This window comes from Pseudomonas sp. Marseille-Q5117 (genome assembly GCF_946901175.1).
Lineage (GTDB): Bacteria > Pseudomonadota > Gammaproteobacteria > Pseudomonadales > Pseudomonadaceae > Aquipseudomonas > Aquipseudomonas iranensis.
In genome coordinates, this window is the sequence record NZ_CAMPPP010000012.1 from 164,269 (window position 1) to 187,466 (window position 23,198).

Sequence of the window (23,198 nt, forward strand, 5' to 3'; positions counted from 1 at the left end):
AACCCGATCCGCAGGGATCGGGTTTTCCATGCCGCTTCAGCCTTACGACTGTTTGGCCAGCTTGTGCTCGAGGTAGTGAATGTTCACACCGCCCTTGCAGAAGCCTTCGTCACGAACCAGGTCACGGTGCAGCGGGATGTTGGTCTTGATCCCGTCGACCACGATTTCGTCCAGGGCATTGCGCATGCGTGCCATGGCTTCGTCGCGGGTTGCGCCGTAAGTGATCAGCTTGCCGATCAGCGAGTCGTAGTTCGGTGGCACGGCATAACCGCTGTACAGGTGCGAATCGACGCGAACGCCGTTGCCGCCTGGAGCGTGGAAATGCTTGACCGTGCCCGGGCTCGGCATGAAGGTCTTCGGATCTTCAGCGTTGATCCGGCACTCCAGCGAGTGACCGCGGATGACCACGTCATCCTGAGTGAACGACAGCTTGTTGCCAGCGGCGATGCTGAGCATCTCCTTGACGATGTCGATACCGGTGACCATCTCCGAAACCGGGTGCTCCACCTGAACACGGGTGTTCATTTCGATGAAGTAGAAACGGCCGTTCTCGTAGAGGAACTCGAAAGTACCGGCGCCACGGTAGCCGATGTCGATGCATGCCTTGACGCAGCGAGCCAATACTTCCTGGCGCGCCTTCTCGTCGATGCCCGGTGCCGGTGCTTCTTCGAGAACCTTCTGGTGCCGACGCTGCAGCGAGCAGTCGCGGTCGCCCAGGTGGATGGCGTGGCCCTGGCCGTCGGACAGTACCTGCACTTCGACGTGGCGCGGGTTGGTGAGGAATTTTTCCAGATAGACCATCGGGTTGCCGAACGCCGCACCTGCTTCGGAGCGGGTCAGTTTCGCCGAGGCGATCAGGTCTTCTTCCTTGTGCACCACACGCATGCCGCGACCACCACCGCCGCCGGCGGCCTTGATGATCACCGGGTAGCCGACTTCACGACCGATGCGCAGCGCCGTTTCTTCGTCTTCCGGCAGCGGGCCGTCAGAACCTGGAACGGTCGGTACGCCTGCTTCGATCATCGCGTGCTTGGCCGATACCTTGTCGCCCATCAGGCGAATGGTGTCGGCTTTCGGGCCGATGAAGGCGAAGCCGGAGTTCTCGACCTGCTCGGCAAAATCGGCGTTTTCCGCGAGGAAACCGTAGCCTGGGTGAATGGCGGTAGCGCCGGTCACTTCTGCGGCAGCGATGATGGCCGGAATGTGCAGGTAAGACTGAGCGGCGGACGCCGGGCCGATGCAGACGGATTCGTCTGCCAGACCCAGGTGCATCAGCTCTTTGTCGGCCTTGGAGTAAACGGCGACGGTCTTGATGCCCATCTCTTTGCAGGCACGCAGAATCCGCAGGGCGATCTCACCGCGGTTAGCGATCAGAACTTTTTCCAACTTCGCAGTCATCAAAGGCTCTCCGCGGTTCAAACGATGGTGAACAGCGGTTGGTCGTACTCAACCGGCTGGCCGTCTTCGACGAGGATGGATTCGATCACACCGCTGGTTTCAGCTTCGATGTGGTTCATCATCTTCATGGCTTCGACGATGCACAGGGTGTCGCCTTTCTTCACGGTCTGGCCGACTTCAACGAAGGCTGGCGAGGTTGGCGAAGATTTACGGTAGAAGGTGCCGACCATCGGCGAACGGGCAACGGTGCCGTTCAGCGCGGGTGCAGCAGCGGCAGCCGGAGCAGCGGCAGCGACTGGCGCGGCAGCAGGGGCAGCGGCCGGAGCCTGCATCGGGGCTGGCGCGTAGTACTGCTGCGCCGGGGTCTTGCTGTGACGGCTGATGCGTACGGACTCTTCGCCTTCCTTGATCTCGAGCTCGTCGATGCCGGACTCTTCCAGCAATTCGATCAGTTTCTTAACTTTACGGATATCCATGAATCATCAACTCCCAAGGGTCGGTCAGGGGCGTATAGCTTGGTGTTCAAGCTGCTCTAGTGCGGCCTCCAGGGCCAGTCGGTAACCGCTGGCGCCAAGGCCGCAGATCACTCCTACCGCTACATCGGAGAAGTAGGAGTGATGGCGGAAAGGTTCGCGCTTGTGCACGTTGGACAAATGCACTTCGATGAATGGGATGCTCACTCCCAGCAGCGCGTCACGTAATGCGACACTTGTGTGCGTAAAAGCCGCCGGATTGATCAGAATGAAGTCCACGCCTTCACCGCGCGCAGCGTGGATGCGATCGATCAATTCGTACTCGGCGTTGCTTTGCAGATGCAGCAGATGATGGCCGGCTTCGCGGGCTCGCCGCTCCAGATCCTGATTGATCTGCGCCAGGGTCGTCGACCCGTAGGTCCCCGGTTCCCGGGTGCCGAGCAGGTTCAGGTTGGGGCCGTGCAGCACCAATAGCGTTGCCATCTGCGTTGTCCTTGTTATCAATGAGCAGTCGTCAGAACCCGGCGACTATGCCGCAAAGCCTTTGTGACTGTCCAGTTCCATGCAATAGGCGGCACGATGGGCGATGTTTGCGCGAAATTTGTGACCGAGTGAGCTGATCCGGTCATTCGCGGTGTTGGCAAGGGCCTCATCGCGAGGCTCGCTCCCACAGGGGTATGCATTCCAATGTGGTAGCGAGCCTGCTCGCGAAGGCGGTGTGTCAGACGCGAAAGGCCTGAACGGCCGTATGCAATTGGCCGCCGAGAATCAACAGGTTCTCGCCCTGTTCGCGCCCTTGGCCTATGCGCAGCAGGTTATCCCCACCCAATTGATGAATGCGCTCGCTGTGATCGCGGATCTCGCTGACCGCGCCACTTTGCTGCGCAGTGACATCGGCGATGCGCACGGCGGTGTCGGCGATGGTCTGGATCGCGCCGACGATTTTGTCCAGTGCACCGTCCGCCGCTTGCGCCTGACTGGCCGTGGCTTCGGCGTGTTCGACCTGCGCGCGCATGCCTTCGACCGATTGCCGCGCGGCGGTCTGCAGGCCGGCGATCAGCGTCTGGATTTCTGCCGTGGCCCCGGCGGTGCGTTGTGCCAGCGAGCGCACTTCCTCGGCGACCACGGCGAAACCACGGCCCATCTCCCCGGCGCGGGCCGCCTCGATCGCTGCATTCAGGGCGAGCAGATTGGTCTGATCCGCAATCGAACGAATCACCGTCAGCACGCCGCCGATGGTTGCTGATTCTTCTGCCAGATGTTCGATCATCTGCGCATTGCCTTGAACCTCACCGACCAGCGCATGCAGCCCGGTAAGGCTCTGGCCGATCACCGTCTGGCCATGTTCGACGGCCAGACCGGCATGACGGCTGGCGTCCGCAGCCTGACGGGCATCGCCGGCCACTTGCTGAATGGTTGCCTCGAGTTCACCCAGCGAGTCGCGAATCAGTGCGGTATCGCCCGCCTGATGCTCTGCGCCGCTGTGCAGGTCATTGCTCAGTTCGGCGAGGGTGCGGCTGCTGCCGGCGACTTGCTCGGCGTTGCCGCGAATCGTGCCGACCAGGTCCACCAGATAGGCGCGCAAGCGATTGAGCGACGCTTCTATGTCGCGCAGTTCACGATTGGTCTTGCCCAGTTGGATGTCGCGACTGAAATCGCCCTCGGCCCAGGTCGACAGCGCCGGGGCGAGGTTGGTCAGGGTGCGGGCGAGGCGCCGCTGCAAGGTGTCGATGAGCAGGGCGATCAGCAGAATCAAGCCGATCATCACGCCTTGCATCAGGCGCACTTCGCCCTGGATCTGCCCGTGTTGCGCGCGCACCACCGGTTCGAGGCCGGCAATGGCGAGTTGCACGCTGGTGATTTTTTCGTGGGTGGCGGCGCTGAGATCGGCGCGTTTCTGGATCTGTTCGCGGGTGCGCGCCAGTTCCGCCGGATAGCGGCCAAGCAAGCTGTTCAGTTCGCGCTTAAGGGCGATACCGGCATCTTCAGCGGCGGCTTTGTCGGTGTTTTCGATGCCCATCAACGCGGCGAAATCGTCACTGCTCGATTCGTTGCTGGCGACCACACCGAGCAAGGGCAGGGCATCAATGGCTTCGGCCTGGGCGCGCATGTTGCTCACTTCGCGCTCGACATCGGCAGCCAGTTCACTGCGCCCGCTGCTGACCAGTTTGTCCCGCGCCAGCGACAGTTTGCCCAGATGCTGCGATGCGGCAAGCAGTGGCGCGAGGTAGGCGGCGTTGCCATTGGCGTAGGTGTTGAGCTGGTCGAGGCTGGCGCTGAGTTCGCGTTCGGCCTGCACCAGCAGCGCCTGCGGATCGCCGGCCAGTTTGCCGGCGGCGAGCAGGTCGGTTTTGCTGAACTCATCAAGGCTCGACAGGCTTGGCTGCACGGCGTCGGCCAGCGTCGGGGGCAGCTCACCCAGTTGCTTGTGCACGCTGTCGATAGCCTGGGCGGCGCTGCTCAGGCGCAGCGCGTCACCGCTGGCCAGATAATCCTCGACGTTGCGCGCCACTTCATTCTGAAATTGTTGCGACAGCCCCAGGTAACGCTCCATCAACAGATAGGGGCGTTCGAGGGCTTTTTGCGACCACCACAGCGTGGCGCCAAGGGCCACGCAGACGGCGACCAGCAGCAGAGTGTTGAGATTGGTGAGCAACTTCAGGCGCATGACGGCTACCAACGGCAGGAATGGTAAGCGCCTGAATTTATTGCGGTTCCATTACAAGGTTATGACCGAATCAGTGGATTCCGATGAAAAAGTGGCACTTTGCTTTGACTGCCGCGCGGTCTGCACCCGATTGCGTCCGGCACCTTTGGCGCGGTACAGCGCTTCGTCGGCCTGGCTGGCCATCATCAGGCTGTCGGAGTCATCGCACATTTCCACCACGCCGGCGCTGAACGTGCACCAGAGATCCTGCGGCTGCGCCGGGTAATGAATCTCGGCGAAGCGCTGACGAATTTCGTCGAGGACTTTATGCGCCGCGTCGATATCGGTGTCGGGCATGACGATGGCGAACTCTTCGCCGCCGTAACGACCGATGAAGTCGGTCTTGCGCAACCGCTGCTTGAGAAACAGCGCCAGGCTCTTGATCACACGGTCGCCCATCGGGTGGCCGTGGCTGTCGTTGACCCGTTTGAAGTGATCGATGTCGAGCATGGCAAAGCTCAGCGGCTTGTTCTCGCGGCGGGCGCGGAACGAGCAGTCTTCGAGCAATTGCAGGATGTGCGTGTGGTTGTACAGGCCGGTGAGGCTGTCGCGAACCATCCGCGCCTTGAGATTGCGCGCCCGCGCGGCGCGGTTGCGCACGGTAGTGATCAGGTGTCGCGGTTTGATCGGCTTGGTCAGGAAGTCATCGCCGCCCTCGCTCATGGCGTCGAGCTGCTTGTCCAGATCATCCTCGGCCGACAGGTAAATGATCGGCACGCTGACGTAGCGGTCGTTGTGACGGATGACTTTCGCCAGCTCGGTGCCGGTGCAGGCCGGCATGTACATGTCGAGGATGATCAGGTCCGGCTGGAAATCCGCCAGTTCGGCCATTGCCTGAATCGGTTCGATCAGGGTGCGGGTGACAATCCCGGCGCTGTTGAGCAGGCGCTCGGTGTGCAGGGCCTGGGCGCGCGAGTCGTCGATGACTAGCACTTTATAAGGTTCGTACTGGGCGACGCAGGTCAGCACTTCGATTTTTTCCAGCAGGCTCGAGGCTTCAAGGGTGCCGGTGAGGAATTCCTGGCCACCGGCGCGCACGGCGGCGAGGCGGGTCGGAGTGTCGGTTTCGTGCAGGCTGAAGAACAGCAGCGGCAGCGGTTCTTCGAGGCCGACCTGAGCTTCGGCGGCGAGTTTCAGGCCGATGCCGGGGCCACTGAAATCCACGTCCATGACAATCGCCGCGGGCAAGCGCTCGACCATCGACGAGCGAAACGCCGCGACACTGTCCAGTGCCTGCGCGCTCAAGCCGAAAAACTCCAGTTGCTTTGCCAGTCGTTCAGCGCGGTCGTGATCCTGCAACATTACGTAGATCGGCTTGCGCAGCGGCGGCAGGAACGTCTGGTCGAGCTGGTCGCCATGGCGCAGGCCGGTGCGCGACAGGCGCTGCATCAAGCGATTCAGATCAGTGATCAGGCCGCTGCTGAGGCGCCCACGGTTGGCATCCACCGCTTGCAACGACTGGCTGATGTGGTGCGCCAACTGAGTGTGTTCAGGCTGTTCGAAACGCTCGGCAAAACGCAGCAGACGCAGATTCGCCTCGCTCAGTTCGGCGAGATCGACGGTGGACCACTCACTGCGTTGCAGGCGCTGCCATATCTCAAGAATCTGACGTGCCTGATGAATTACCCGCTGGGCAAAGTGGTGCTTGAGACGCTCACGGCTGGGGTCTTCTGGCTCGGTCATATCCTGACTACTAGTTAGGGTGCATGCTGAGATCGACTGGTGGCTCTATGCTAGCACCTCTTTTCCCTTAGACGAGTGTCGTACGTCAATAATCTGCTGGACGACACGATTCAGTTTCTGACCGGGTGGTTTTCTCATGCACTTGCAGGTCAGTCAGATGCCCGAAATCCGGACGCTTGCCTTGAAGGGCAGGGCAGAACAGTCGGGAATTTGTACATCGCTGCTCGGGCCGAATCCAGATCAGAGTTCACTGCGTTGCTGGCGTTGCCCTATCAGGGAATCCCTTAGTGTGTCGCGAAGCGTCATCGGGCCGCACCATTTGCGGCTTATCGTTAGCGACGGGTGCCCGGCCTTGGCACGTTGTTGTATGGTTGTGGTCGAACCGTTGAACCCAAGTGATTGAAAGGATATCGCCATGCTGGACTGGAAAAACCGCGCGGGCAGCGCGCCTGAACGTGCCGCCGAGCCCAAGTCGGCCACCCGCAGCTATGTCGGCGGGCTGCTGTTCAGCCGGGCGCTGGCCACAGTGGTCGGTCTGTATTTGCTGGTCACCATCGCGCTGGGCTGGTACTGGAGCCAGGAACCGGAGCTGTTTCCGGTGGCGCAGAACGCCCAGGTCGCTGCCGAGAAAGAGGGCAAGCAAATGGTGGTCGGCTACACCACGGTCGAGACCCTGAAGACCGTTGCCGGCACCTTGCTCAACAAGCCGGGCGGTTACATTTCCAACGATCGTTTCCCGCCGGGGCTGTGGATGGACAACACGCCGAGCTGGGAATACGGCGTGCTGGTGCAGGTGCGTGACCTGACCCGCGCCCTGCGCAAGGATTTTGCCCGTTCGCAATCACAGTCCGCCGAAGACGCCGATCTGGCCAAGGCCGAACCACGCTTCAACTTCGACAACAAGAGCTGGGTGCTGCCGTCCAGCGAGTCGGAATACCAGGAAGGCATCAACTCCCTGAGCCGCTATCAGTCGCGCTTGTCGGATCCGAATCAGAAAAACGCGCTGTTCTACGCCCGCGCGGACAACCTCAACAACTGGCTGGGCGATGTCGGTACCCGTCTCGGCTCGTTGTCGCAACGCCTGTCGGCCAGTGTCGGTCGGGTCAAGCTCAATACTGCGCTGAAGACCGAAGTTCCGGCAGTCGGCGAAGTGCCGCAGGTTGACGAAGAAGTCGTGGAAACCCCATGGATGCAGATCGACAACGTGTTCTACGAAGCACGCGGTCAGGCCTGGGCACTGTCCCATCTGCTGCGCGCCATCGAAGTCGACTTCGCCGATGTGCTGGCGAAGAAGAACGCCACCGTCAGCGTGCGCCAGATCATCCGTGAGCTGGAGGCTTCGCAAGAGCCGGTGTGGAGTCCGATGATCCTCAATGGCAGCGGTTTCGGCGTATTGGCCAACCACTCGCTGGTCATGGCCAACTACATTTCCCGGGCCAACGCTGCGGTGATCGACTTGCGTCAACTGCTCAATCAGGGCTGATAGGTGAGCCAGAGCACAAGAGAGGCGGCCCACCGCGCCGCCTCGGACGCCGAACAGATCGCCTGGGTCGACGAGCAGGACAATTTGCTCGGCGCGCTGGTGCGCTCCGATTTGCGCGAGCGCGGGCTGATTGGCCGTGGCACCTACATCATGCTGTTCAATTCCGCCGGTGAGCTGTGCGTGCACCGGCGCACGTTGAGCAAGGCGATTTACCCCGGTTACTGGGATGTTGCCGCAGGCGGCATGGTCCAGGCTGACGAAAGCTACGCCGAGTCGGCGGCGCGCGAGCTTGCGGAAGAGCTGGGCGTCAGCGGCGTCGAACTCACCGCTCACGATCACTTCTACTTCGAAGACACCGGCAACCGTCTGTGGTGTTCGGCGTTTTCCGCCGTGTGGGACGGGCCGCTGAAATTGCAGCCGGAAGAAGTCCTCGAAGCGCGATTCATCCCCATCGAACAGGTCATGCGCGAAATCAGCGAAAAGCCTTATTGCCCGGACTCTCTGGCCGCGCTGAAGCGCTATCTCAAGGCGCAGCAAAGCAACGTCGCAAAGAACACATGAATTGGCGCCGATTGGCACTTAGCAATCGCGATTTTTGCCGTTACACTGCGCGACCTTTTCAAACTGCACCGAACGCTTCCCAAAAAGCGCCGATGCAGTAGCGCTGCCCCTGCCTGAGTGGGGCTTCGCGGTCGCTGACCTTGCCCAAGGTTGCGATCAGTCTTTGTCCTCCCGAGAGGATTGCCGGTGGCCAAGAAAGCCGCATCCTTCGCCGCCCTGGGCGGCCTGGTATTTTCCACCGACGCAGGTCGTCATTGCCCGGAATGCAGCAAGCCGGTGGACGCCTGTATCTGCAAACAAACCGTGATCCCGGCCGGTGACGGCATTGCCCGCGTGCGTCGCGAAAGCAAAGGGCGTGGCGGCAAGACGGTGACCACCATCACCGGCGTGCCCCTGGCCGAAGACGCGCTCAAGGAGCTGGCGACGACGTTGAAGAAACGTTGTGGCACCGGCGGGGCGCTGAAGGACGGCATCATCGAAATCCAGGGCGATCACGTCGAGCTACTCTTGGCAGAGCTGATCAAGCACGGTTTCAAAGCGAAGAAGTCCGGCGGCTAGCAGCCTCTGTGAAACCCTCCGGCGGCTTGATCCGGCTTCGAGTGTTCTCGGATCCGGCGTCGTCGCCATGGTTTTCACAGAGCCTGTTCATGACCGGTTTCTAAACTCCACGCAGTCAGTGCGGTCTACCGCCGCACTGACGAACCGTCATTTTCATTCTTTAGACTGCGCCGGCCTGAACGTCAGGCGACGCACTCTGACTTCTTTATAGGGGACTTCGATGTCCGTACGACGCACACGTAAAGACGATGGCAGCCAATGGACAGTTGCGGACAGCCGCAGCGTTTACGGGATTCGCCATTGGGGGGCCGGGTATTTCGCGATCAATGAAGCCGGTCGCGTCGAAGTACGTCCGAACGGCCCGAGCAGCTCGCCTATCGACCTGTTCGAACAAGTCGACCAACTGCGCAAGAGCGGTTTGTCCTTGCCGCTGCTGGTGCGGTTCCCCGACATCCTGCAAGACCGTGTCCGTCAGTTGACCGGCGCTTTCGATTCGAACATCGAGCGCCTGGAATACCAGAGCAAATACACCGCGCTGTACCCGATCAAGGTCAACCAGCAGGAAGCGGTGATCGAGAACATCATCGCCACCCAGAACGTCTCCATCGGTCTGGAAGCCGGCTCCAAGCCTGAGCTGCTGGCCGTGCTGGCGCTGGCGCCGAAGGGCGGCACCATCGTCTGCAACGGTTACAAGGACCGCGAGTTCATCCGGCTGGCGCTGATGGGCCAGAAGCTCGGCCATAACGTGTTCATCGTCATCGAGAAAGAATCCGAAGTCGGCCTGGTGATCGAAGAAGCCGCCTCGCTCAAGGTCAAGCCGCAGGTGGGTCTGCGCGTGCGCCTGTCGTCGCTGGCCTCGTCGAAATGGGCGGACACCGGTGGCGAGAAATCCAAATTCGGTCTGTCGGCGGCACAGCTGCTGTCGGTGGTCGAGCGTTTCCGTGGCGCCGGCCTGGATCAGGGCATCCGCCTGCTGCACTTCCACATGGGTTCGCAGATCGCCAACCTCGCTGACTACCAGCACGGCTTCAAGGAAGCGATCCGTTACTACGGCGAATTGCGCAACCTCGGTCTGCCGGTCGATCACATCGACGTCGGCGGCGGCCTCGGTGTCGACTACGACGGTACCCACTCGCGCAACGCCAGTTCGATCAACTACGACATGGACGACTACGCCGGTGTCGTGGTCGGCATGCTCAAGGAATTCTGCGACGCGCAGAGCCTGCCGCATCCGCACATTTTCTCCGAGAGTGGTCGTTCGCTGACGGCGCACCACGCAATGCTGGTGGTGCAGGTCACCGACGTCGAGAAACACAACGACGAAATCCCGCTGATCGAGAACAAGGAAAGCCTGCCGGAAACCGTGCAGTGGCTGGTCGATCTGCTCGGCCCGACCGACATCGAAATGGTCACCGAAACCTACTGGCGCGCCACCCACTACATGAGCGACGTCGCCGCGCAGTACGCCGACGGCAAGCTGACCCTGGCGGAAAAGGCCCTGGCCGAGCAATGCTACTTCGCTGTTTGCCGGCGCCTGCACAACTCGTTGAAGGCGCGTCAGCGTTCGCACCGCCAGGTGCTCGACGAACTCAACGACAAGCTGGCCGACAAGTACATCTGCAACTTCTCGGTGTTCCAGAGCCTGCCGGACACCTGGGCGATCGATCAGGTGTTGCCGATCATCCCGCTGCATCGCCTCGACGAAGAGCCGCTGCGCCGCGCGGTGCTGCAGGATCTGACCTGCGACTCCGATGGCAAGATCAACCAGTACGTCGACGAGCAGAGCATCGAAACCAGCCTGCCGGTGCACGCGTTGAATGAAGGCGAAGATTACCTGCTGGGCGTGTTCCTGGTCGGCGCCTACCAGGAAATCCTCGGCGACATGCACAACCTGTTCGGTGACACCGATTCGGTGAACATCTACCAGAACGCCGACGGCAGCGTGTACCACGCCGGTATCGAGACCCACGACACCATCGAAGACATGCTGCGTTACGTGCACTTGTCGCCGGAAGAACTGATGACCCATTACCGCGACAAGTGCGCCAGTGCCCGCATCAGTGCCAGCGAGCGCACGCAGTTCCTCGATGCCTTGCGTCTGGGCCTGACCCGCTCCTCCTATCTGTCTTCCTGAGACCCGATAGCGTTCCGCCCGGGTTGTCCGATTTTTTTCCGCAAGCTGTGGAAAAGTCGGACAACCCGGTGGGACATCTCCTGATTTTTTCTCGAAAACCTGTGCTATCACGGTCAGCAAACTCATCTGGTCTGCTTTTCGCGTAGGTCATTTCCTAAGTTGTACTTCGCCTCTCTACTCGGCCATGCCTCTCGGCGAGAATCCCCGGCCGCCCCTCCTGTAGAGATCCGCCCATGTTCGATCCAGTCAACGAGCCGTCGTTTCGTCTCGATGTAGCGGGCCTGTCCGACCCCTTCGAAGTTCTCGCCTTTACCGGAAGGGAAGCGCTCAGCGAACCCTTCGCCTTCGAGATCGATGTGGTGATCGACGATCCGCATCTGGATCTCGCCGGCCTGCTGCACCGTTCCGCGTTCCTGTGTTTCGGCGCGCCCGACCAGGGTGTGCACGGGCAATTGCACAGCCTTGTCCAGCACGAGCACGGCCATGGCTTGCGTTTGTGCCGAGTACGTCTCGGGCCGAGGCTCGACTGCCTCGACCTGCGTTTGAGCCAGCGCATCTTCAGCGGCCGCTGCGTGCCGCAGATCATCGAACAGGTGCTGCGCGAACATGGCATCGTCGGCCTGCAACGACGTTACGAGTTGCACCGCGACTACCCGGCCCGCACCTTCTGCACGCAATACCGCGAATCCGATCTGCAACTGCTTCAGCGTCTGTGCGCAGAGGCGCGCATTCACTACTACTTCGAACATCACCGCGACAGGCACTGCCTGGTGTTCGGCGATGATCCGACGCGGATGCCCCATGCAGACGTCGCGCACTATCAGGGCGAGCATGACCAGCATGGCGTCGCTCCAGCCGTCCGCCAATGGCGACTGCGGGAAGACTCGCAGGCCAGCCAGCGAGGCCCCGATGCCGAAGGCCACAGTGATCTGCCAGCCTTGCGCAGTGGTCAGTGGTTGCCGCTGGACGGCCATCCTTTCCTCGAATGCAACCGCCCATGGTTGCTGACCCGCATCGAGCATCGGGCCGATCAGTCTCTCGAATCGCCCTATTGCAATCGCCTGTTCGCGGCCGCGCGGGTACCCGTCTGTGTGCCCGCCGCTGCGCAGTCCAAGCAGCGCATGCACAGCTTGCAGCGAGCCTGGGTGGTCAGCGTCGATGAGCCGCAGCCGGATCGCGCGCGGCCGGTGGCGGTGCAATTCGACTGGCTCTACCAGGGCGAAGGCGCAGCGCCGAGCCATTGCTGGCTGCCCCTCGCGCCTGACCTGAACGAGCTGCCCTCGGCGGCACTCGCCGATGGCGTGGAAGTGGTGGTGAGTTTTCTTGAGGGCGATCCCGATCAGCCGGTGGTCAGTGGCGTGCTCCAGCCCTCGGTGTTGCCAGAGGCTGCGGTCGAGGACGATGAACCGGTATCGCTCCCAGAACTGCTGGTGAGCGATGGGTTGCAGCAATCGTTGCAGTCTGGCGAGCCGTTGCTGTTGCTGTGCCTGATGCCGGGCGGTGGCAGCTTCAACCACTGCGCCGAGTCCGTGTGCAGTTGCCGGCTGCTCACCGCGCTCGATCAGAGCAGCGCACGATGAGCGGCGCGGCGCTTGAGCCGATGGCGCAATGGCTGTTGCTCGATACCCCGGACGCGGCACGCGCCCTGCTGACCTTGCGCCAGGGCTTCGCCGATGTGCAGCGTCACCGGTTGTTCGACGGCACCGAATTTCAACCGGTCAGTGAGCACGGACCGGTTCTCGTCGATTTGCGCGAGAGCCCGGCATTGACCGCCCTGTGTCTGCGCGATCCGGACACCTGGCGCGGCCTGTTGCTGAGCTGCGAGATACCGGCGCAGCAGCTGCTCAGCCACTTGCAGCGCATGCTTACCGTCTCGTTCGGTTTGAATCACCGGGCCTTGCTCAGCTATTACAACCGCCAGACCGCCAGCTACTTCTTCGATGCCTGTGACGCCACGCAACTGAGCCGCTGGCTCGGGCCGATCCGTCAGTTGCGCTGGTTTGGCGGCACCTGGGCCGACCGCGCCATCGGCAGTCAGGGCTGGCAACAGCTGCGCAATCCCGGCCTGCTCGTCGAACCGCTGGGCATCGAAGAAAGCCTGACCCGGCGCCAGCGCGAACGCCTGCAAACCTGTCTGCTGGAACAACATATCTGGCGCTGGTGCCAGTCCCTGAGCGTCGATTACCAGACGATTTCTGTGCATGTGCAACAAGGCCTGGCACTGGGTTTCAGTGATCGCGCCGTGCTGGATGGCTGGCTGTGGCTGCGCCTGCTCAATCCGCGCGCGGTGCTGGTCGTGCCGCCGGCCGGTCTGACCCAGCCGGAACGGCTCGACTTTCTGCGTCGGCAGTGGGGCGCGGCGGAGTGATTGACGCCGTCAGTGAGCCTTGCCGCTGAACCAGCCATCGCTGCGTTTCAGCCACAGGGCTTGCGCGCCTAGGGTCACGCTGCGCAAGACCATGAACAGCAGAAAAGATATCCACAGGCCGTGATTACCCAAGGCCTGCAAGAACCAGGCGAATGGCAGCAACAGCAGCACCGTCAGCAGCATGCCGTTGCGCATTTCCCGCGCGCGGGTGGCGCCGATGAACAAACCGTCGAGCAGGTAGCTCCAGACCGCAATCAACGGCAGCACGGCGAGGTAGGGCAGATAGACGAACGCCGTGTCGCGCACGCTCTGGATATCGGTCTGCATCTCGATGAACAGGTGCCCCGCGAGCAGAAACAGCACGGCGAACCCGAGGCTGGCGATCAGCGACCAGCCGCCCGCCACCACCAGCGATCGACGCAAGGCCAGGCGATCCCGCGCGCCGATGGCATGCCCGCACAACGCTTCAACGGCGTGTGCCAGGCCATCGAGGGCATGGGCCGTCAGCAGCAGGCCGTTGAGCAGCAGCGCATTCGCTGCAACGGTCGCATCGCCGAGCCGCGCGCCTTGCACGGTGATCAGGAAAAACACCGATTGCAGGGCGAGGCTGCGGATGAAGATGTCACGGTTGACCGCCAGCAGCGGGCGCCAGCTCTGCCAGATTTTCAGCGCCGACCAGATGATCTGCCCCGGATAGGCGCGTAACGCCGTGCGCGTCAGCCACAGGCCGAGCAGGGCGCCGCTCCATTCGGCGATTACCGAAGCGCGTGCCGAGCCGACCACGCCCCAGTCCAGGCCGATGACAAACCACAGATTGAGCACAATGTTGATCAGGTTGGTGCTCAGCAGAATCGCCAGCGGCGCTCGGGCGTTCTGCGTGCCGAGGAACCAGCCGACCAGCGCATACGTCGCCAGCGCGGCGGGCAGCCCGAACAGGCGCGTGTGGAAAAACTCCCGGGTCAGTAGCTCCAGCTCCGTCGACGGCTGCATGAAGTGCAGGGCAACGCCGCTGAGCGGCACGCCAAGAGTGCCGAGCACGACGGCCAGCCCCATCGCCAGCAGCAGGCCCTGCAAGAGAATCTGCCGCAACGCCGCGCCATCGCTGCGCCCGGCAGCCTGGGCGGCGAAACCGGTGGTACCCATGCGCAGAAAACCCATCGCCCAGGCCAGGAAGGTGTACAGACTCGCGCCGACCGCCACCGCGCCCAACTGATGGGCATGCGGCAAGTGGCCAATGACAGTGCTGTCGACCAGCGCCACCAGCGGCACGGAAATATTGGAAAGAATCATCGGCGCGGCGAGTGCCCAGACCTTGCGGTGAGTCGGGCGGTCGCGCCAGTCGGTAATCAGAGAGGACATGCAGGCTCCTTGGGGGAGCGGGGATTGTAGCGGCAGAAACACCCTCATCGGAACGCCGCCCGCCCAGCCCTCTCCCAGAGGGAGAGGGGGCCGATCTTCGTCGCTCTCAAGCGTGAGTTCGACTCGATATTCCAGGTCGGTGGAGAATTTCAAAGCAACGCGGTCAGCTCCCTCTCCCTCCGGGAGAGGGCTGGGGTGAGGGGCTTTTGAAGCGCTAGTGAATAATCCAGCTCAACAACCACAACCCCAGCAGCAACCAGATGATCCCGGCAATGATCGACGCGTTCATGAACGCCCGGATCGCCGACCACAGCAGCATCAGGCCAACGATCAGGGCGATGATGCTGATGATCGAAGTATCCATCCCCAGCGTTTGCGCCAGGCCGTCGACAAAGTTGCTGCCGGCATTGCTGAGCATATTGAACAGGCCGCTGAGGCCATCGACGATAAAGCGGATGACCGAACCGAGTGCCTGGCCGAGCCATTCGAAAAAGCTTTCTACGCGCATGTGTGCATCCCGATGAAAGAGCTGAGCCTTGGGCCACGCCGAGGGCGGCCGAGTTCCCTGCATGATAGAAGGTTTGCCCGGATCATGTGTGGGAGCGAGCCTGCTCGCGAAGGGGGCGTGTCAGGCAAATCCGGTCTGGATGATCCACCGCCTTCGCGAGCAGGCTCGCTCCACAATTGATCATCTGCGCTGCTTGCCTTCAGCCCGCATCCCCCCGAAGCTATGCGTCTTCAGGAGAGCCCGATGAACCTTGTAGAACTGACCGAACGCCTGCACGCCATTCGCGACCGCAATGACTGGCGGCAATTTCACAGCCCGAAAAACCTCGCCATGGCCGCCAGCGTGGAAATGGCCGAGCTGGTGGAAATCTTCCAGTGGCTGACAGAAGACCAGTCGCGCCAGTTGTCGGCTGAAAAACTCGCGCATGCCGGGCAGGAAGTCGGCGATATCGTCTTGTACTTGTTGCTGCTGTGCAGCGAACTGGGTCTGGACATGAATGAAGTGGTGCGCGCCAAGCTCGCCGACAGCGAACGGCGGTTCAGCTGATGAGCGACCGTCATTTCGATCAGTTGGCCACGCGCTTCGCGGAAAAAATCTACGGCGGCGCCAAAGGCGCGATTCGCCTCGCGGTATTGCAGGCCGATCTGACCGAGGCTTTGCCGGATCGTCCGCTGCGCGTGCTGGATATCGGCGGGGGCCTTGGGCACATGTCGCTGTGGCTGGCCGAGCGCGGCCATGACGTCACCTTCACCGAGCCGGCCGAACCGATGCTCGAGGGTGCGCGCCAGCGTTTTGCCGAAGCCGGACACACCGCTACGTTCATTCAGGCGCCGTGGCAGGAACTGCCCGGTCAGCTCACCGAGCCCTACGATCTGGTGATCTGCCACGCCGTGCTGGAATGGCTCGCCGAGCCCCACGCGATCCTGCCGGTGCTGCACCAGTTGACCAAGCCCGGCGGCTGGCTGTCGCTGGCGTTCTACAACCGTGATGCGCTGATTTATCGCAATCTGCTCAAGGGCCATTTCAAGAAAATGCGCAAGAACGTCATGGCCGGCGAGAAGCAGAGCCTGACCCCGCAGCAGCCTCTCGACCCTCGGGAATTGGCAACGCAACTCGCTGGAATGTGGCAGGTCGAAAGTCAGAGCGGCGTACGGGTATTTCACGATTACATGCCGGTGGAATTCCAGGCCCGCGCCGAACTGGCGGACTTGCTGGAAATGGAGCTCGCGCACCGTCGTCACCCAGGCTTCGCCGGGCTTGGGCGTTACTTGCACTGGATCTGCCGGCCGATCTGAGCGGAGCGCGACATGAAAGCTCGATGCGGGTTATTGCTGATAAGTCTGGGGTTGGCCGCTTGCCAAGGCAGCAACCCCTACGTGGCCCAGTCACGGCCGTTGCCGCCGGCACCGCCGCAAGCCGCCACCACCTTCGACCGCAGCGCCTACCCGGCGCCGCCGCGGGATTACGGACGCTACCGCAATTGGGCCTGGCGCGACGGGCAGTTGCCGCCGGGCACGGCGTGGGCTGACTCGGCGCAAGTGGCCGAGGCGGTCAGCAACGCCCTCGACCAACGCGGCTTGCGGCCGATGCGCGACAACCGCCCGGCCGACCTGCTGGTCAGCGCCGACCTGCGTCTGGAAACCCGTTTGCGTCAGGTGCGCGATGATTACGGCTACTACGGCGGATACGGCGGCTATGATCGTTATGGTCGCGGTTACGGCATGTACAACAGCGTGCCGGTCACGCGCACTTATCAGGAGCAGGTCGTGGTGGTGCGGGTCGATCTGTTCGATGCCGGCAATGGTCAGCCAGTGTGGAGCGCCAGCGCCGAGACCGGCACCCAGGGCAATCAGATCGAACGCGCCGATGCGATCCGCGAGGCTGTGGAAAAAGCCATGGCGGCGTATCCTCCCAGCTGACGTCGTGTCAGCAGGTTCATGTCTTCACCCGGAGAAAAATCATGTTCCGCCGTCTCGCTCTACTCGCTGTTGCCGCGCTGCTCAGTGCCTGCGCCGCCAATCAGGTCAATCACGATTTCGACGCCAGCCGCGACTTTGCCGCTTATCGCAGCTGGAGCTGGAAAGACCCGGCCCTGCAATATCGCCCCGATGATCCGCGCATCAAAAGCGACCTCACCGAACAGCGCATCCGCCAGGCGGTGTCCGATCAACTCGATCAGCGCGGTTTGCGCCCGGCTGCCGGCGGCGGCAAAGGTGATCTGAGCGTGCAGACCTACCTGATCGTCGAGGACCGGCAGCAGCAGGTGACGACCAATTACGGCGGCGGTTGGGGTGGCCCGTGGAACGGCTACTGGGGCGCGCCGATGTACAACGAAACGCGCAACATCACCTACAAGGTCGCGACCATTCAGATCGACCTGCTCGACGGCAAGGACGGCAAACTGGTCTGGCGTGGCAGCGATGAGCAAATGCTCAGCAACCACCCGAATCCGGCTGACCGCAGCAATGCCATTCGCGAGACCGTCGTACGGATTCTGGCCAACTATCCACCGCGCTGAACCGCTCTGAAGCGGGCACCGTCCCTGTGGGAGCGAGCCTGCTCGCGAAGGCGGTATGTCATTCAGCATTGAATCCTCTGGCACGACGCTTTCGCGAGCAGGCTCGCTCCCACAGTGGCGGTGGTGACAGGAATGGCGCGACGCCGGCACTCTCGACCGACCGCGTCTACACTCTTTTTCATTAACGGAGGTAGCGCTCGGCACTGCGCCGGCAAAGGAGTGCGCCATGTCGCCAGGATCGCAAGGCAACGGCCCGGCCCGGCAACGCGGGGCGATCGGCTTGATGGCAGCCGCCACCCTGAGTCTGGCGCTGGTGATGATGTTGCTGGTGGTCGACAGCGGTCGCCTGTACATGGAACAGCGCAAATTACAGCGGGTGGTGGATACCGCCGCCCTCGAAGCGGTCAGTCGCGGTGGCAATTGCCTGCCCGGGCTGACCGCCGCCAGTTATGCCGGGCAAAGTGCGCTGCGCAATGGCTACGTGGTGGATGCCGCCAATACGCTCGCGACCACCTGCGGCACCCTGGCCACCGCTGCCAGCGGTGTGCGCAGTTTCACTGTCGATGCCACGCAATCAAGCGCAGTCAAAGTCGCTGCCAGTCGTACGGTCACCAGCAGTTTTGCTGGTGGTGTGCAGGCGCTGTTCAGTGCCACGCCGGTCAGCCTCAATACCACACTCAATGCGTCGGCAGTTGCCGCGAAACCGCAGCCGACCGTCGCCCAACTGAATATTCGCAGCACCCTCGCCAGCATCGACACGGCGCAGTCGAACATCCTCAATCCGCTGTTTTCCGGGGTGCTCGGCGGCAACGTCAACCTCTCGGCGGTGGGCTGGGACGGCTTGCTGCACACCGATATCAACCTGCTCAAATACCTCGATCAACTGGCCATCGACCTCAACGTCGGCGCCGGCAACTACACGCAATTGCTCAACACCCAGGCGACGGTGACGCAGTTGATCCAGGCCGCCGCGACAGTGGTGCAACTCAACGGCGCGACCGCGCAAGTGGTCACCGCGCTGGGCCAGTTGCAGGCCGCCGCCATCAATGCGGCGCCGGTCAGACTCGGCGAGATCCTGCAGCTGCAAACCGGCACCACGGCGGCGGGGCTGGATGCCAATCTGCAATTGCTGCAACTGGTGCAGGGCGTGGTGCAACTGGCCAACAGCAAGAGCGCGGTGGCGGCGACCTTGCCGGTCAACGTGCTGGGGCTGGCCGGTGTCACGGTGCGGGTGAAGGTGATCGAGCCGCCGCAGTTCTCGGCGATTGGTGATCCGGCGCGGGCCAAGGCCGATCCGTTGGGACCGGACCGGATTTATGTGCGCACTGCGCAGGTGCGCACGCTGCTGTCGGTGAATCTGCCGGTGCTCTCGGGGGTGACGGGTCTGACCAATGCGGTGCTGGGCCTGGTCGGTACGCTGACGCCGACGCTCAACGCGCTGTTGAGCCTGAATCTGGTGGACACAATCAATTCAGTGTTCTGCCTGTTGGGTGCCGGTTGCCAACAGCTCGATCCGAAGCTGCTGCCCTCACCGCAGATCGACATCGCGCTGGATGCCGGCGGGGCGAAAAGCTATGTCACCGATTACCGCTGCCCGACCGGCGACAGCGGCAGCAAAAGCCTGACCGCCACCACCACGACCTCTCTCGCTGATCTCAAGCTCGGCAAGATCGATCCCGTCGCGGCGTTTTCCTCAGTCGCCGAACCAACGGTGGCGCCGTTGCCGCTGGTCGATCTCGGCATCATCACCTGCCACAGGATTCTCGGCATCGGCAGTTGCGATGCCGCCTCCCACGTGCAATACGGCGCGGGCGGCATCGCCCTCAAACTCGACACCAGCGTCGCGCAGACCACGCAGAATCTGCTGTTCTCCAGCACCACACCCTTCGCCACCCCGGCCAATCTGAAACTGCCGCCGAGCCTGCTGCCGGCCGCGCCGACCAGCAACATCGTCGGCAGCCTGGCGAACACCCTGTCGGGCATCAACCTGATCGTCTACAAACCCGTGGGCAGCAATCCGCTGGGCGCTATCGTCACCGGGGTGGCTTCGTTGATCAGCGACGTCAGCAACCGCTTGTTGCCAGTGGTCACCGGTTTGATCAGCCCATTGCTCGACCCGTTGTTGAATAATCTGCTCAAAGGCCTGGGCATCAATCTGATGAACACCGAGGTGGGCGCCAATATGACCTGCGGGCAGACCGGCAAGGCCTATCTGGTGATCTGATCATCCGTGGCAATCGGCAATTCGATGCAGAACCGTGCGCCCTCCGTGGAGTTGCGCACGCTCAATTGCCCGCCCATGTTGGCGATGATGCCGTAGCTCACCGACAGGCCCAGGCCGGTGCCGACGCCGATCGGCTTGGTGGTGAAGAACGGCTCGAAGATCCGCTCCAGCAAACGCGGATCGATACCGCCGCCATTGTCCTCGACCCACAGCCGCACGCTTTCCTCGTCGCGCTCGGCGTAGATCGAAATCCACGGTTTGAACGCTGTGTCGTTATCGCGTTTGCCAAGCAGGGCGTCGCGGGCGTTGACCATCAGGTTGATCAGCACCTGCTCCAACTGATCGACGTAGCCGCGCACCTGCGCCTCGAAACCGGTCTCGCTGATGCGCAGATCGACACCTTTGCCGCGCATGCCTTCGGCCAGTAGCGACAGGGTGCCTTCGATGGCCTGGGCCGGATTGAACAACTGTTGTTCGATTTCCGAGCGCCGGCCGAACACACGCATGTGGTCGACCACCTTAGCCGCGCGTTGAACCTGAGCGTCGATGCGGTTGAGTTTGTCGGTCAGGTAATCGACCTGCACATCACCGTTGCCGAGGCGCTTGAGCACGTTGACGATGGCCATGCGCATGACGTTCAGCGGTTGATTGATCTCGTGGGCAAGGCCGGTGGCCATTTCGCCGAGGGTGGCCATTTTCGCGCTTTGGGTGAGTTGCTGTTGCGAGCGGCGCACCTCGGTGTTGTCGCGGCCCACCGCTTGCACTTCGATCAACTGTCCCTGCTCATCGAACACGCCGCGATCCGACCAGACCCACCAGGCGTGTTCGCGTCCGGGCAATTGCAGGCTGATTTCCGCTGTACTCACTGGCTGTTGCGGTGTCAGTTGGCTCAGGCGCTGCACAAAAGCGCCGCGCTGTTCTTCGGACATCCAGCCACCCAGATCAACCCCGGGCAGTTGTTCCGGGGTGCATTCCAGATAAGTCGCCAACGGTCGGTTGCCAAAGATCAGTGTCAGGTCCGGGCGATAACGGCAGATCATCGCCGGCGAGTCCTCGACCAGAATCCGGTAGCGCTCCTCGCTCTGCCGCACCTGCTCGGCGGCAAGCGTCGCTTCGGTGACGTCCAGCCACAGGCCCACCGCCTCGACCGGCAGGCCGAGATCATTGCGCAGCAGTTTTGCCTCATCGAGCAGCCAGTGATAGTCGCCACGGCTGTCGCGCAGGCGATAACGCGCACGCACCGAACCTTCGCGCAGCAACTGGCGGTTGCGCTGGAAATACAGTTCACGGTCGTCGGGATGGACGTGCTCGACCAGTGTTGCTGCATCGCAATCTTCCAGCGTCCAGCCCAGCAAGGGTTGCAGGCTGGCGCTGAAAAAATCCGGAACCAGTGCGCCTTCTGCATAGCGCTGCACGTAGATCACCGCCGGTGAACTGGCAATCAGATTATCCAGCCGCGCATGGGCGGCGGCGGCGCGCTGTTGTTGATTCTGGATGTCGCTGATGTCGAGCATGAACCCGACCAGACGCCGATGCTCACCGGTGCCGCTGACCTGGCCCTGAATCCGGTACCACGTCGCTGCTGCGCCGACCTCCGCGCGGTGCAGACGCACGCTCAGGGTCAGCGCTTCTCCTTGCAGTTGCAGGGCGCGCAAACGGCTGCGCAACTCGTCGCGGTCGGCGGGATGAAACAGCGACAGCCAGTCTTCTACCGGCAGCAGGCGATCGCTGAGATTCAGTGCCAAGGCCAGCGTCGGCGCCAGCGCAATCTGCTCTTCGGCAGTGATTTCCCACCAGCCAGTGCCGAGCAGGTTTTGCAGCGAGTCCAGGCGCTCCATCGATTGCACATGGCGCTGCTCGCGCAAGCGGCTGAGCAGCGGCCCGGCCAGCGCGCCGGCCAGGGTCAGCCAGTCACGATCGGTCAGCCATGGCGCCACGTTGTCCACCGTATAAAACCCGCAGAGCAGCCAGGCGACCACGCCCTGGTCATTGCTGTAGGGCACGGCGAAACCGTTGGCGTTGCCGAACGTGGCCTGCAATCGCGAATGTTCATAGCGGCCCTGCGGGCCGGCGAGACGTTGCGGCGCGCTGCCGTTGAGGCTGTCCAGCGGCGTGCCCAGCAGCTGGCCTTCCTCCCACAGTTGCGGGGCATCGTGGCCGCGAAACTGTTGATGAATCTGCCAGCCCTGGGCCTGTTCATCGAGCAGCGCCACTGCCAGACAGGGGATGTGCCAGCGCTGGGCGATGGCCTGCAATTGTTCACCAAGCACCGTCGGCAGACGCGTCAGACTGCACGTGCGCAGACGATCGCTGACCTGCGCGGCGAGGGTCTGGCAGGCGTCGCGATCGCGCGCTTGCTGACGTTCGAGCAACAGGTCGGCGATGTCGAGCATCTGCAGTTGCCAGCCATCGTTTAGTGGCTGCACCCAGCCGCGAAGGTGCAGGGGCTGACCATTGAGCCCGGAAAAGTCGAGATCGAGGAGTTGCCCCTGCCAGTCCCTCGGCTGACCTTCGATGGTCAGCAGACTGTGCGGCAGCAGATAGGCGCTGAGCGGCAGCGGCTGACCCTGGGGTTTGTGCTGGGCGAGCAAATGCCGCAGCGGGCCGGCGATCTGCAACACATCGCCGTTGCCGTCCAGATAAAAATGCAGGCCGATCGGCGGCGCGCCGAGATGGTCCGGCAAGTCGTGGGCTGCGGTGGGGGCGCGCATGAGCAAGCGCCCGAAAAACTTATCGCCGGCGGTCAAAATTGCAGGCTCGAGCGAGCGGTGAGGTGCGTGGGCAGATTGGGCACCGTGCCGATCCCGGGCAGCACCAGAAACGGCATGATCTGATTGAGCTTGCTCACCGGGTAATTGACGCTGACGGTCAGGGTGCCAGTCCCCGCGTCGTACGCTGCACTGGTGTCGGTGCCGACCACCAGATTCAAGGCCGAGGGCAGCCATTGCAGTTGTTGGGTCAGCGCGGCATTGGCGGTGTTGACCACCACCGTCGAATAGTTCGGCGTGGTCGGGTCCACCGCAACGCTGCGGCGCACCGCCTCGGCAGTGGCCTGGTTGAACGATTGCATCATCACGAAGGGCAGGCCGTAGCTGACCAGCCCGTAAAACACTGCGAAAAAGATGATGAACACCAAGGCGAATTCGATCGCCACCGCACCTTTTTGCGACCTGCGAAAGCCGTTTTTCATGCGTGCGTCTACCCTGACAGTCACTGCGTAGTAT

The 23,198-nt window shown here is 62.4% G+C and carries 20 protein-coding genes; 11 read left to right on the forward strand and 9 right to left on the reverse strand.

The genetic code is table 11. From position 1 onward, the window contains the following. Window positions 1–42: 42 nt before the first annotated feature. The 5 genes from accC to gcbA all read right to left on the reverse strand — a co-directional run bounded on the left by accC (window position 43) and on the right by gcbA (window position 6,261). Window positions 43–1,398: an acetyl-CoA carboxylase biotin carboxylase subunit gene (gene accC, locus OC605_RS19165; protein ID WP_024011424.1), complete on the reverse strand. Its 1,356-nt coding sequence runs from the start codon at window positions 1,396–1,398 to the stop codon at window positions 43–45. Window positions 1,399–1,415: 17 nt separating this feature from the next. Beyond that, window positions 1,416–1,874, reverse strand: a complete 459-nt coding sequence (gene accB, locus OC605_RS19170) for an acetyl-CoA carboxylase biotin carboxyl carrier protein (protein WP_016771862.1) — start codon at window positions 1,872–1,874, stop codon at window positions 1,416–1,418. A 24-nt stretch (window positions 1,875–1,898) separates the two neighbouring features. Next, on the reverse strand, window positions 1,899–2,354 hold the full coding sequence (aroQ, locus tag OC605_RS19175; protein WP_016771861.1) for a type II 3-dehydroquinate dehydratase: 456 nt from the start codon (window positions 2,352–2,354) through the stop codon (window positions 1,899–1,901). 238 nt (window positions 2,355–2,592) lie between these two features. Next, on the reverse strand, window positions 2,593–4,539 hold the full coding sequence (locus tag OC605_RS19180; RefSeq protein ID WP_262138823.1) for a methyl-accepting chemotaxis protein: 1,947 nt from the start codon (window positions 4,537–4,539) through the stop codon (window positions 2,593–2,595). Between the two features lie 51 nt (window positions 4,540–4,590). Continuing rightward, window positions 4,591–6,261: a diguanylate cyclase GcbA gene (gcbA, locus tag OC605_RS19185; RefSeq protein ID WP_262138825.1), complete on the reverse strand. Its 1,671-nt coding sequence runs from the start codon at window positions 6,259–6,261 to the stop codon at window positions 4,591–4,593. A gap of 415 nt (window positions 6,262–6,676) precedes the next feature. On the opposite strand from gcbA, the gene OC605_RS19190 reads away from it, so the two are divergent. The 6 genes from OC605_RS19190 (at window position 6,677) to OC605_RS19215 (ending at window position 13,365) form a co-directional block, all read left to right on the forward strand. Next, window positions 6,677–7,744 (forward strand): DUF2333 family protein, encoded by a 1,068-nt coding sequence (locus OC605_RS19190; RefSeq protein WP_016771859.1) that lies wholly within the window; start codon window positions 6,677–6,679, stop codon window positions 7,742–7,744. 3 nt (window positions 7,745–7,747) lie between these two features. Then, window positions 7,748–8,305, forward strand: coding sequence for an NUDIX hydrolase (locus tag OC605_RS19195; protein ID WP_024011427.1), 558 nt, complete (start codon window positions 7,748–7,750; stop codon window positions 8,303–8,305). 186 nt (window positions 8,306–8,491) lie between these two features. Next, complete coding sequence (locus OC605_RS19200; RefSeq protein WP_007914613.1) at window positions 8,492–8,863, forward strand: translation initiation factor Sui1; 372 nt, start codon at window positions 8,492–8,494, stop codon at window positions 8,861–8,863. A gap of 220 nt (window positions 8,864–9,083) precedes the next feature. After that, complete coding sequence (gene speA, locus OC605_RS19205; protein ID WP_016771856.1) at window positions 9,084–10,997, forward strand: arginine decarboxylase; 1,914 nt, start codon at window positions 9,084–9,086, stop codon at window positions 10,995–10,997. 233 nt (window positions 10,998–11,230) lie between these two features. Next, window positions 11,231–12,577 carry a type VI secretion system Vgr family protein gene (locus OC605_RS19210; RefSeq protein ID WP_262138828.1) on the forward strand — a complete coding sequence of 449 codons (1,347 nt, stop codon included), beginning with the start codon at window positions 11,231–11,233 and terminating at the stop codon, window positions 12,575–12,577. After that, window positions 12,574–13,365: a DUF4123 domain-containing protein gene (locus OC605_RS19215; RefSeq protein WP_137215890.1), complete on the forward strand. Its 792-nt coding sequence runs from the start codon at window positions 12,574–12,576 to the stop codon at window positions 13,363–13,365. Before OC605_RS19210 ends, OC605_RS19215 begins: the two co-directional genes overlap by 4 nt. Before the next feature lie 9 nt (window positions 13,366–13,374). Here OC605_RS19215 and OC605_RS19220 read toward each other — a convergent pair whose 3' ends face one another. Both OC605_RS19220 and OC605_RS19225 read right to left on the reverse strand, forming a co-directional pair. Next, window positions 13,375–14,724, reverse strand: a complete 1,350-nt coding sequence (locus tag OC605_RS19220; protein ID WP_262138829.1) for an MATE family efflux transporter — start codon at window positions 14,722–14,724, stop codon at window positions 13,375–13,377. A 214-nt stretch (window positions 14,725–14,938) separates the two neighbouring features. Continuing rightward, a complete protein-coding gene (locus tag OC605_RS19225; protein ID WP_016771853.1) occupies window positions 14,939–15,232 on the reverse strand; it encodes a hypothetical protein in 294 nt (97 codons plus the stop codon). A 243-nt stretch (window positions 15,233–15,475) separates the two neighbouring features. On the opposite strand from OC605_RS19225, the gene OC605_RS19230 reads away from it, so the two are divergent. The 5 genes from OC605_RS19230 to OC605_RS19250 all read left to right on the forward strand — a co-directional run bounded on the left by OC605_RS19230 (window position 15,476) and on the right by OC605_RS19250 (window position 19,974). Continuing rightward, window positions 15,476–15,778: a MazG-like family protein gene (locus tag OC605_RS19230; RefSeq protein WP_186567280.1), complete on the forward strand. Its 303-nt coding sequence runs from the start codon at window positions 15,476–15,478 to the stop codon at window positions 15,776–15,778. After that, the gene (locus OC605_RS19235; RefSeq protein WP_024011431.1) at window positions 15,778–16,527 is read left to right on the forward strand and encodes a methyltransferase; all 750 of its coding nucleotides are present in this window, start codon (window positions 15,778–15,780) and stop codon (window positions 16,525–16,527) included. Before OC605_RS19230 ends, OC605_RS19235 begins: the two co-directional genes overlap by 1 nt. A 12-nt stretch (window positions 16,528–16,539) precedes the next feature. Next, complete coding sequence (locus tag OC605_RS19240; protein WP_122508643.1) at window positions 16,540–17,151, forward strand: DUF4136 domain-containing protein; 612 nt, start codon at window positions 16,540–16,542, stop codon at window positions 17,149–17,151. 41 nt (window positions 17,152–17,192) lie between these two features. Next, window positions 17,193–17,750: a DUF4136 domain-containing protein gene (locus OC605_RS19245; protein ID WP_262138831.1), complete on the forward strand. Its 558-nt coding sequence runs from the start codon at window positions 17,193–17,195 to the stop codon at window positions 17,748–17,750. A 226-nt stretch (window positions 17,751–17,976) separates the two neighbouring features. Further along, a complete protein-coding gene (locus OC605_RS19250) occupies window positions 17,977–19,974 on the forward strand; it encodes a pilus assembly protein TadG-related protein (protein WP_262138833.1) in 1,998 nt (665 codons plus the stop codon). Here OC605_RS19250 and OC605_RS19255 read toward each other — a convergent pair. Both OC605_RS19255 and OC605_RS19260 read right to left on the reverse strand, forming a co-directional pair. Beyond that, on the reverse strand, window positions 19,959–22,721 hold the full coding sequence (locus OC605_RS19255; protein ID WP_262138834.1) for a PAS domain-containing sensor histidine kinase: 2,763 nt from the start codon (window positions 22,719–22,721) through the stop codon (window positions 19,959–19,961). The two genes, OC605_RS19250 and OC605_RS19255, sit on opposite strands and share 16 nt — an antisense overlap. Beyond that, window positions 22,718–23,164 (reverse strand): TadE/TadG family type IV pilus assembly protein, encoded by a 447-nt coding sequence (locus OC605_RS19260; RefSeq protein ID WP_024011435.1) that lies wholly within the window; start codon window positions 23,162–23,164, stop codon window positions 22,718–22,720. Before OC605_RS19260 ends, OC605_RS19255 begins: the two co-directional genes overlap by 4 nt. Between the last annotated feature and the right edge of the window lie 34 nt (window positions 23,165–23,198).

What these genes read in the sequence shown, in the direction of transcription:
- accC (WP_024011424.1), bottom strand. Translation starts at nt 1,398, where the DNA reads ATGACTGCGAAGTTGGAAAAAGTTCTGATCGCTAACCGCGGTGAGATC.
- accB (WP_016771862.1), bottom strand. Translation starts at nt 1,874, where the DNA reads ATGGATATCCGTAAAGTTAAGAAACTGATCGAATTGCTGGAAGAGTCC.
- aroQ (WP_016771861.1), bottom strand. Translation starts at nt 2,354, where the DNA reads ATGGCAACGCTATTGGTGCTGCACGGCCCCAACCTGAACCTGCTCGGC.
- OC605_RS19180 (WP_262138823.1), bottom strand. Translation starts at nt 4,539, where the DNA reads ATGCGCCTGAAGTTGCTCACCAATCTCAACACTCTGCTGCTGGTCGCC.
- gcbA (WP_262138825.1), bottom strand. Translation starts at nt 6,261, where the DNA reads ATGACCGAGCCAGAAGACCCCAGCCGTGAGCGTCTCAAGCACCACTTT.
- OC605_RS19190 (WP_016771859.1), top strand. Translation starts at nt 6,677, where the DNA reads ATGCTGGACTGGAAAAACCGCGCGGGCAGCGCGCCTGAACGTGCCGCC.
- speA (WP_016771856.1), top strand. Translation starts at nt 9,084, where the DNA reads ATGTCCGTACGACGCACACGTAAAGACGATGGCAGCCAATGGACAGTT.
- OC605_RS19210 (WP_262138828.1), top strand. Translation starts at nt 11,231, where the DNA reads ATGTTCGATCCAGTCAACGAGCCGTCGTTTCGTCTCGATGTAGCGGGC.
- OC605_RS19215 (WP_137215890.1), top strand. Translation starts at nt 12,574, where the DNA reads ATGAGCGGCGCGGCGCTTGAGCCGATGGCGCAATGGCTGTTGCTCGAT.
- OC605_RS19220 (WP_262138829.1), bottom strand. Translation starts at nt 14,724, where the DNA reads ATGTCCTCTCTGATTACCGACTGGCGCGACCGCCCGACTCACCGCAAG.
- OC605_RS19225 (WP_016771853.1), bottom strand. Translation starts at nt 15,232, where the DNA reads ATGCGCGTAGAAAGCTTTTTCGAATGGCTCGGCCAGGCACTCGGTTCG.
- OC605_RS19230 (WP_186567280.1), top strand. Translation starts at nt 15,476, where the DNA reads ATGAACCTTGTAGAACTGACCGAACGCCTGCACGCCATTCGCGACCGC.
- OC605_RS19235 (WP_024011431.1), top strand. Translation starts at nt 15,778, where the DNA reads ATGAGCGACCGTCATTTCGATCAGTTGGCCACGCGCTTCGCGGAAAAA.
- OC605_RS19240 (WP_122508643.1), top strand. Translation starts at nt 16,540, where the DNA reads ATGAAAGCTCGATGCGGGTTATTGCTGATAAGTCTGGGGTTGGCCGCT.
- OC605_RS19245 (WP_262138831.1), top strand. Translation starts at nt 17,193, where the DNA reads ATGTTCCGCCGTCTCGCTCTACTCGCTGTTGCCGCGCTGCTCAGTGCC.
- OC605_RS19250 (WP_262138833.1), top strand. Translation starts at nt 17,977, where the DNA reads ATGTCGCCAGGATCGCAAGGCAACGGCCCGGCCCGGCAACGCGGGGCG.
- OC605_RS19260 (WP_024011435.1), bottom strand. Translation starts at nt 23,164, where the DNA reads ATGAAAAACGGCTTTCGCAGGTCGCAAAAAGGTGCGGTGGCGATCGAA.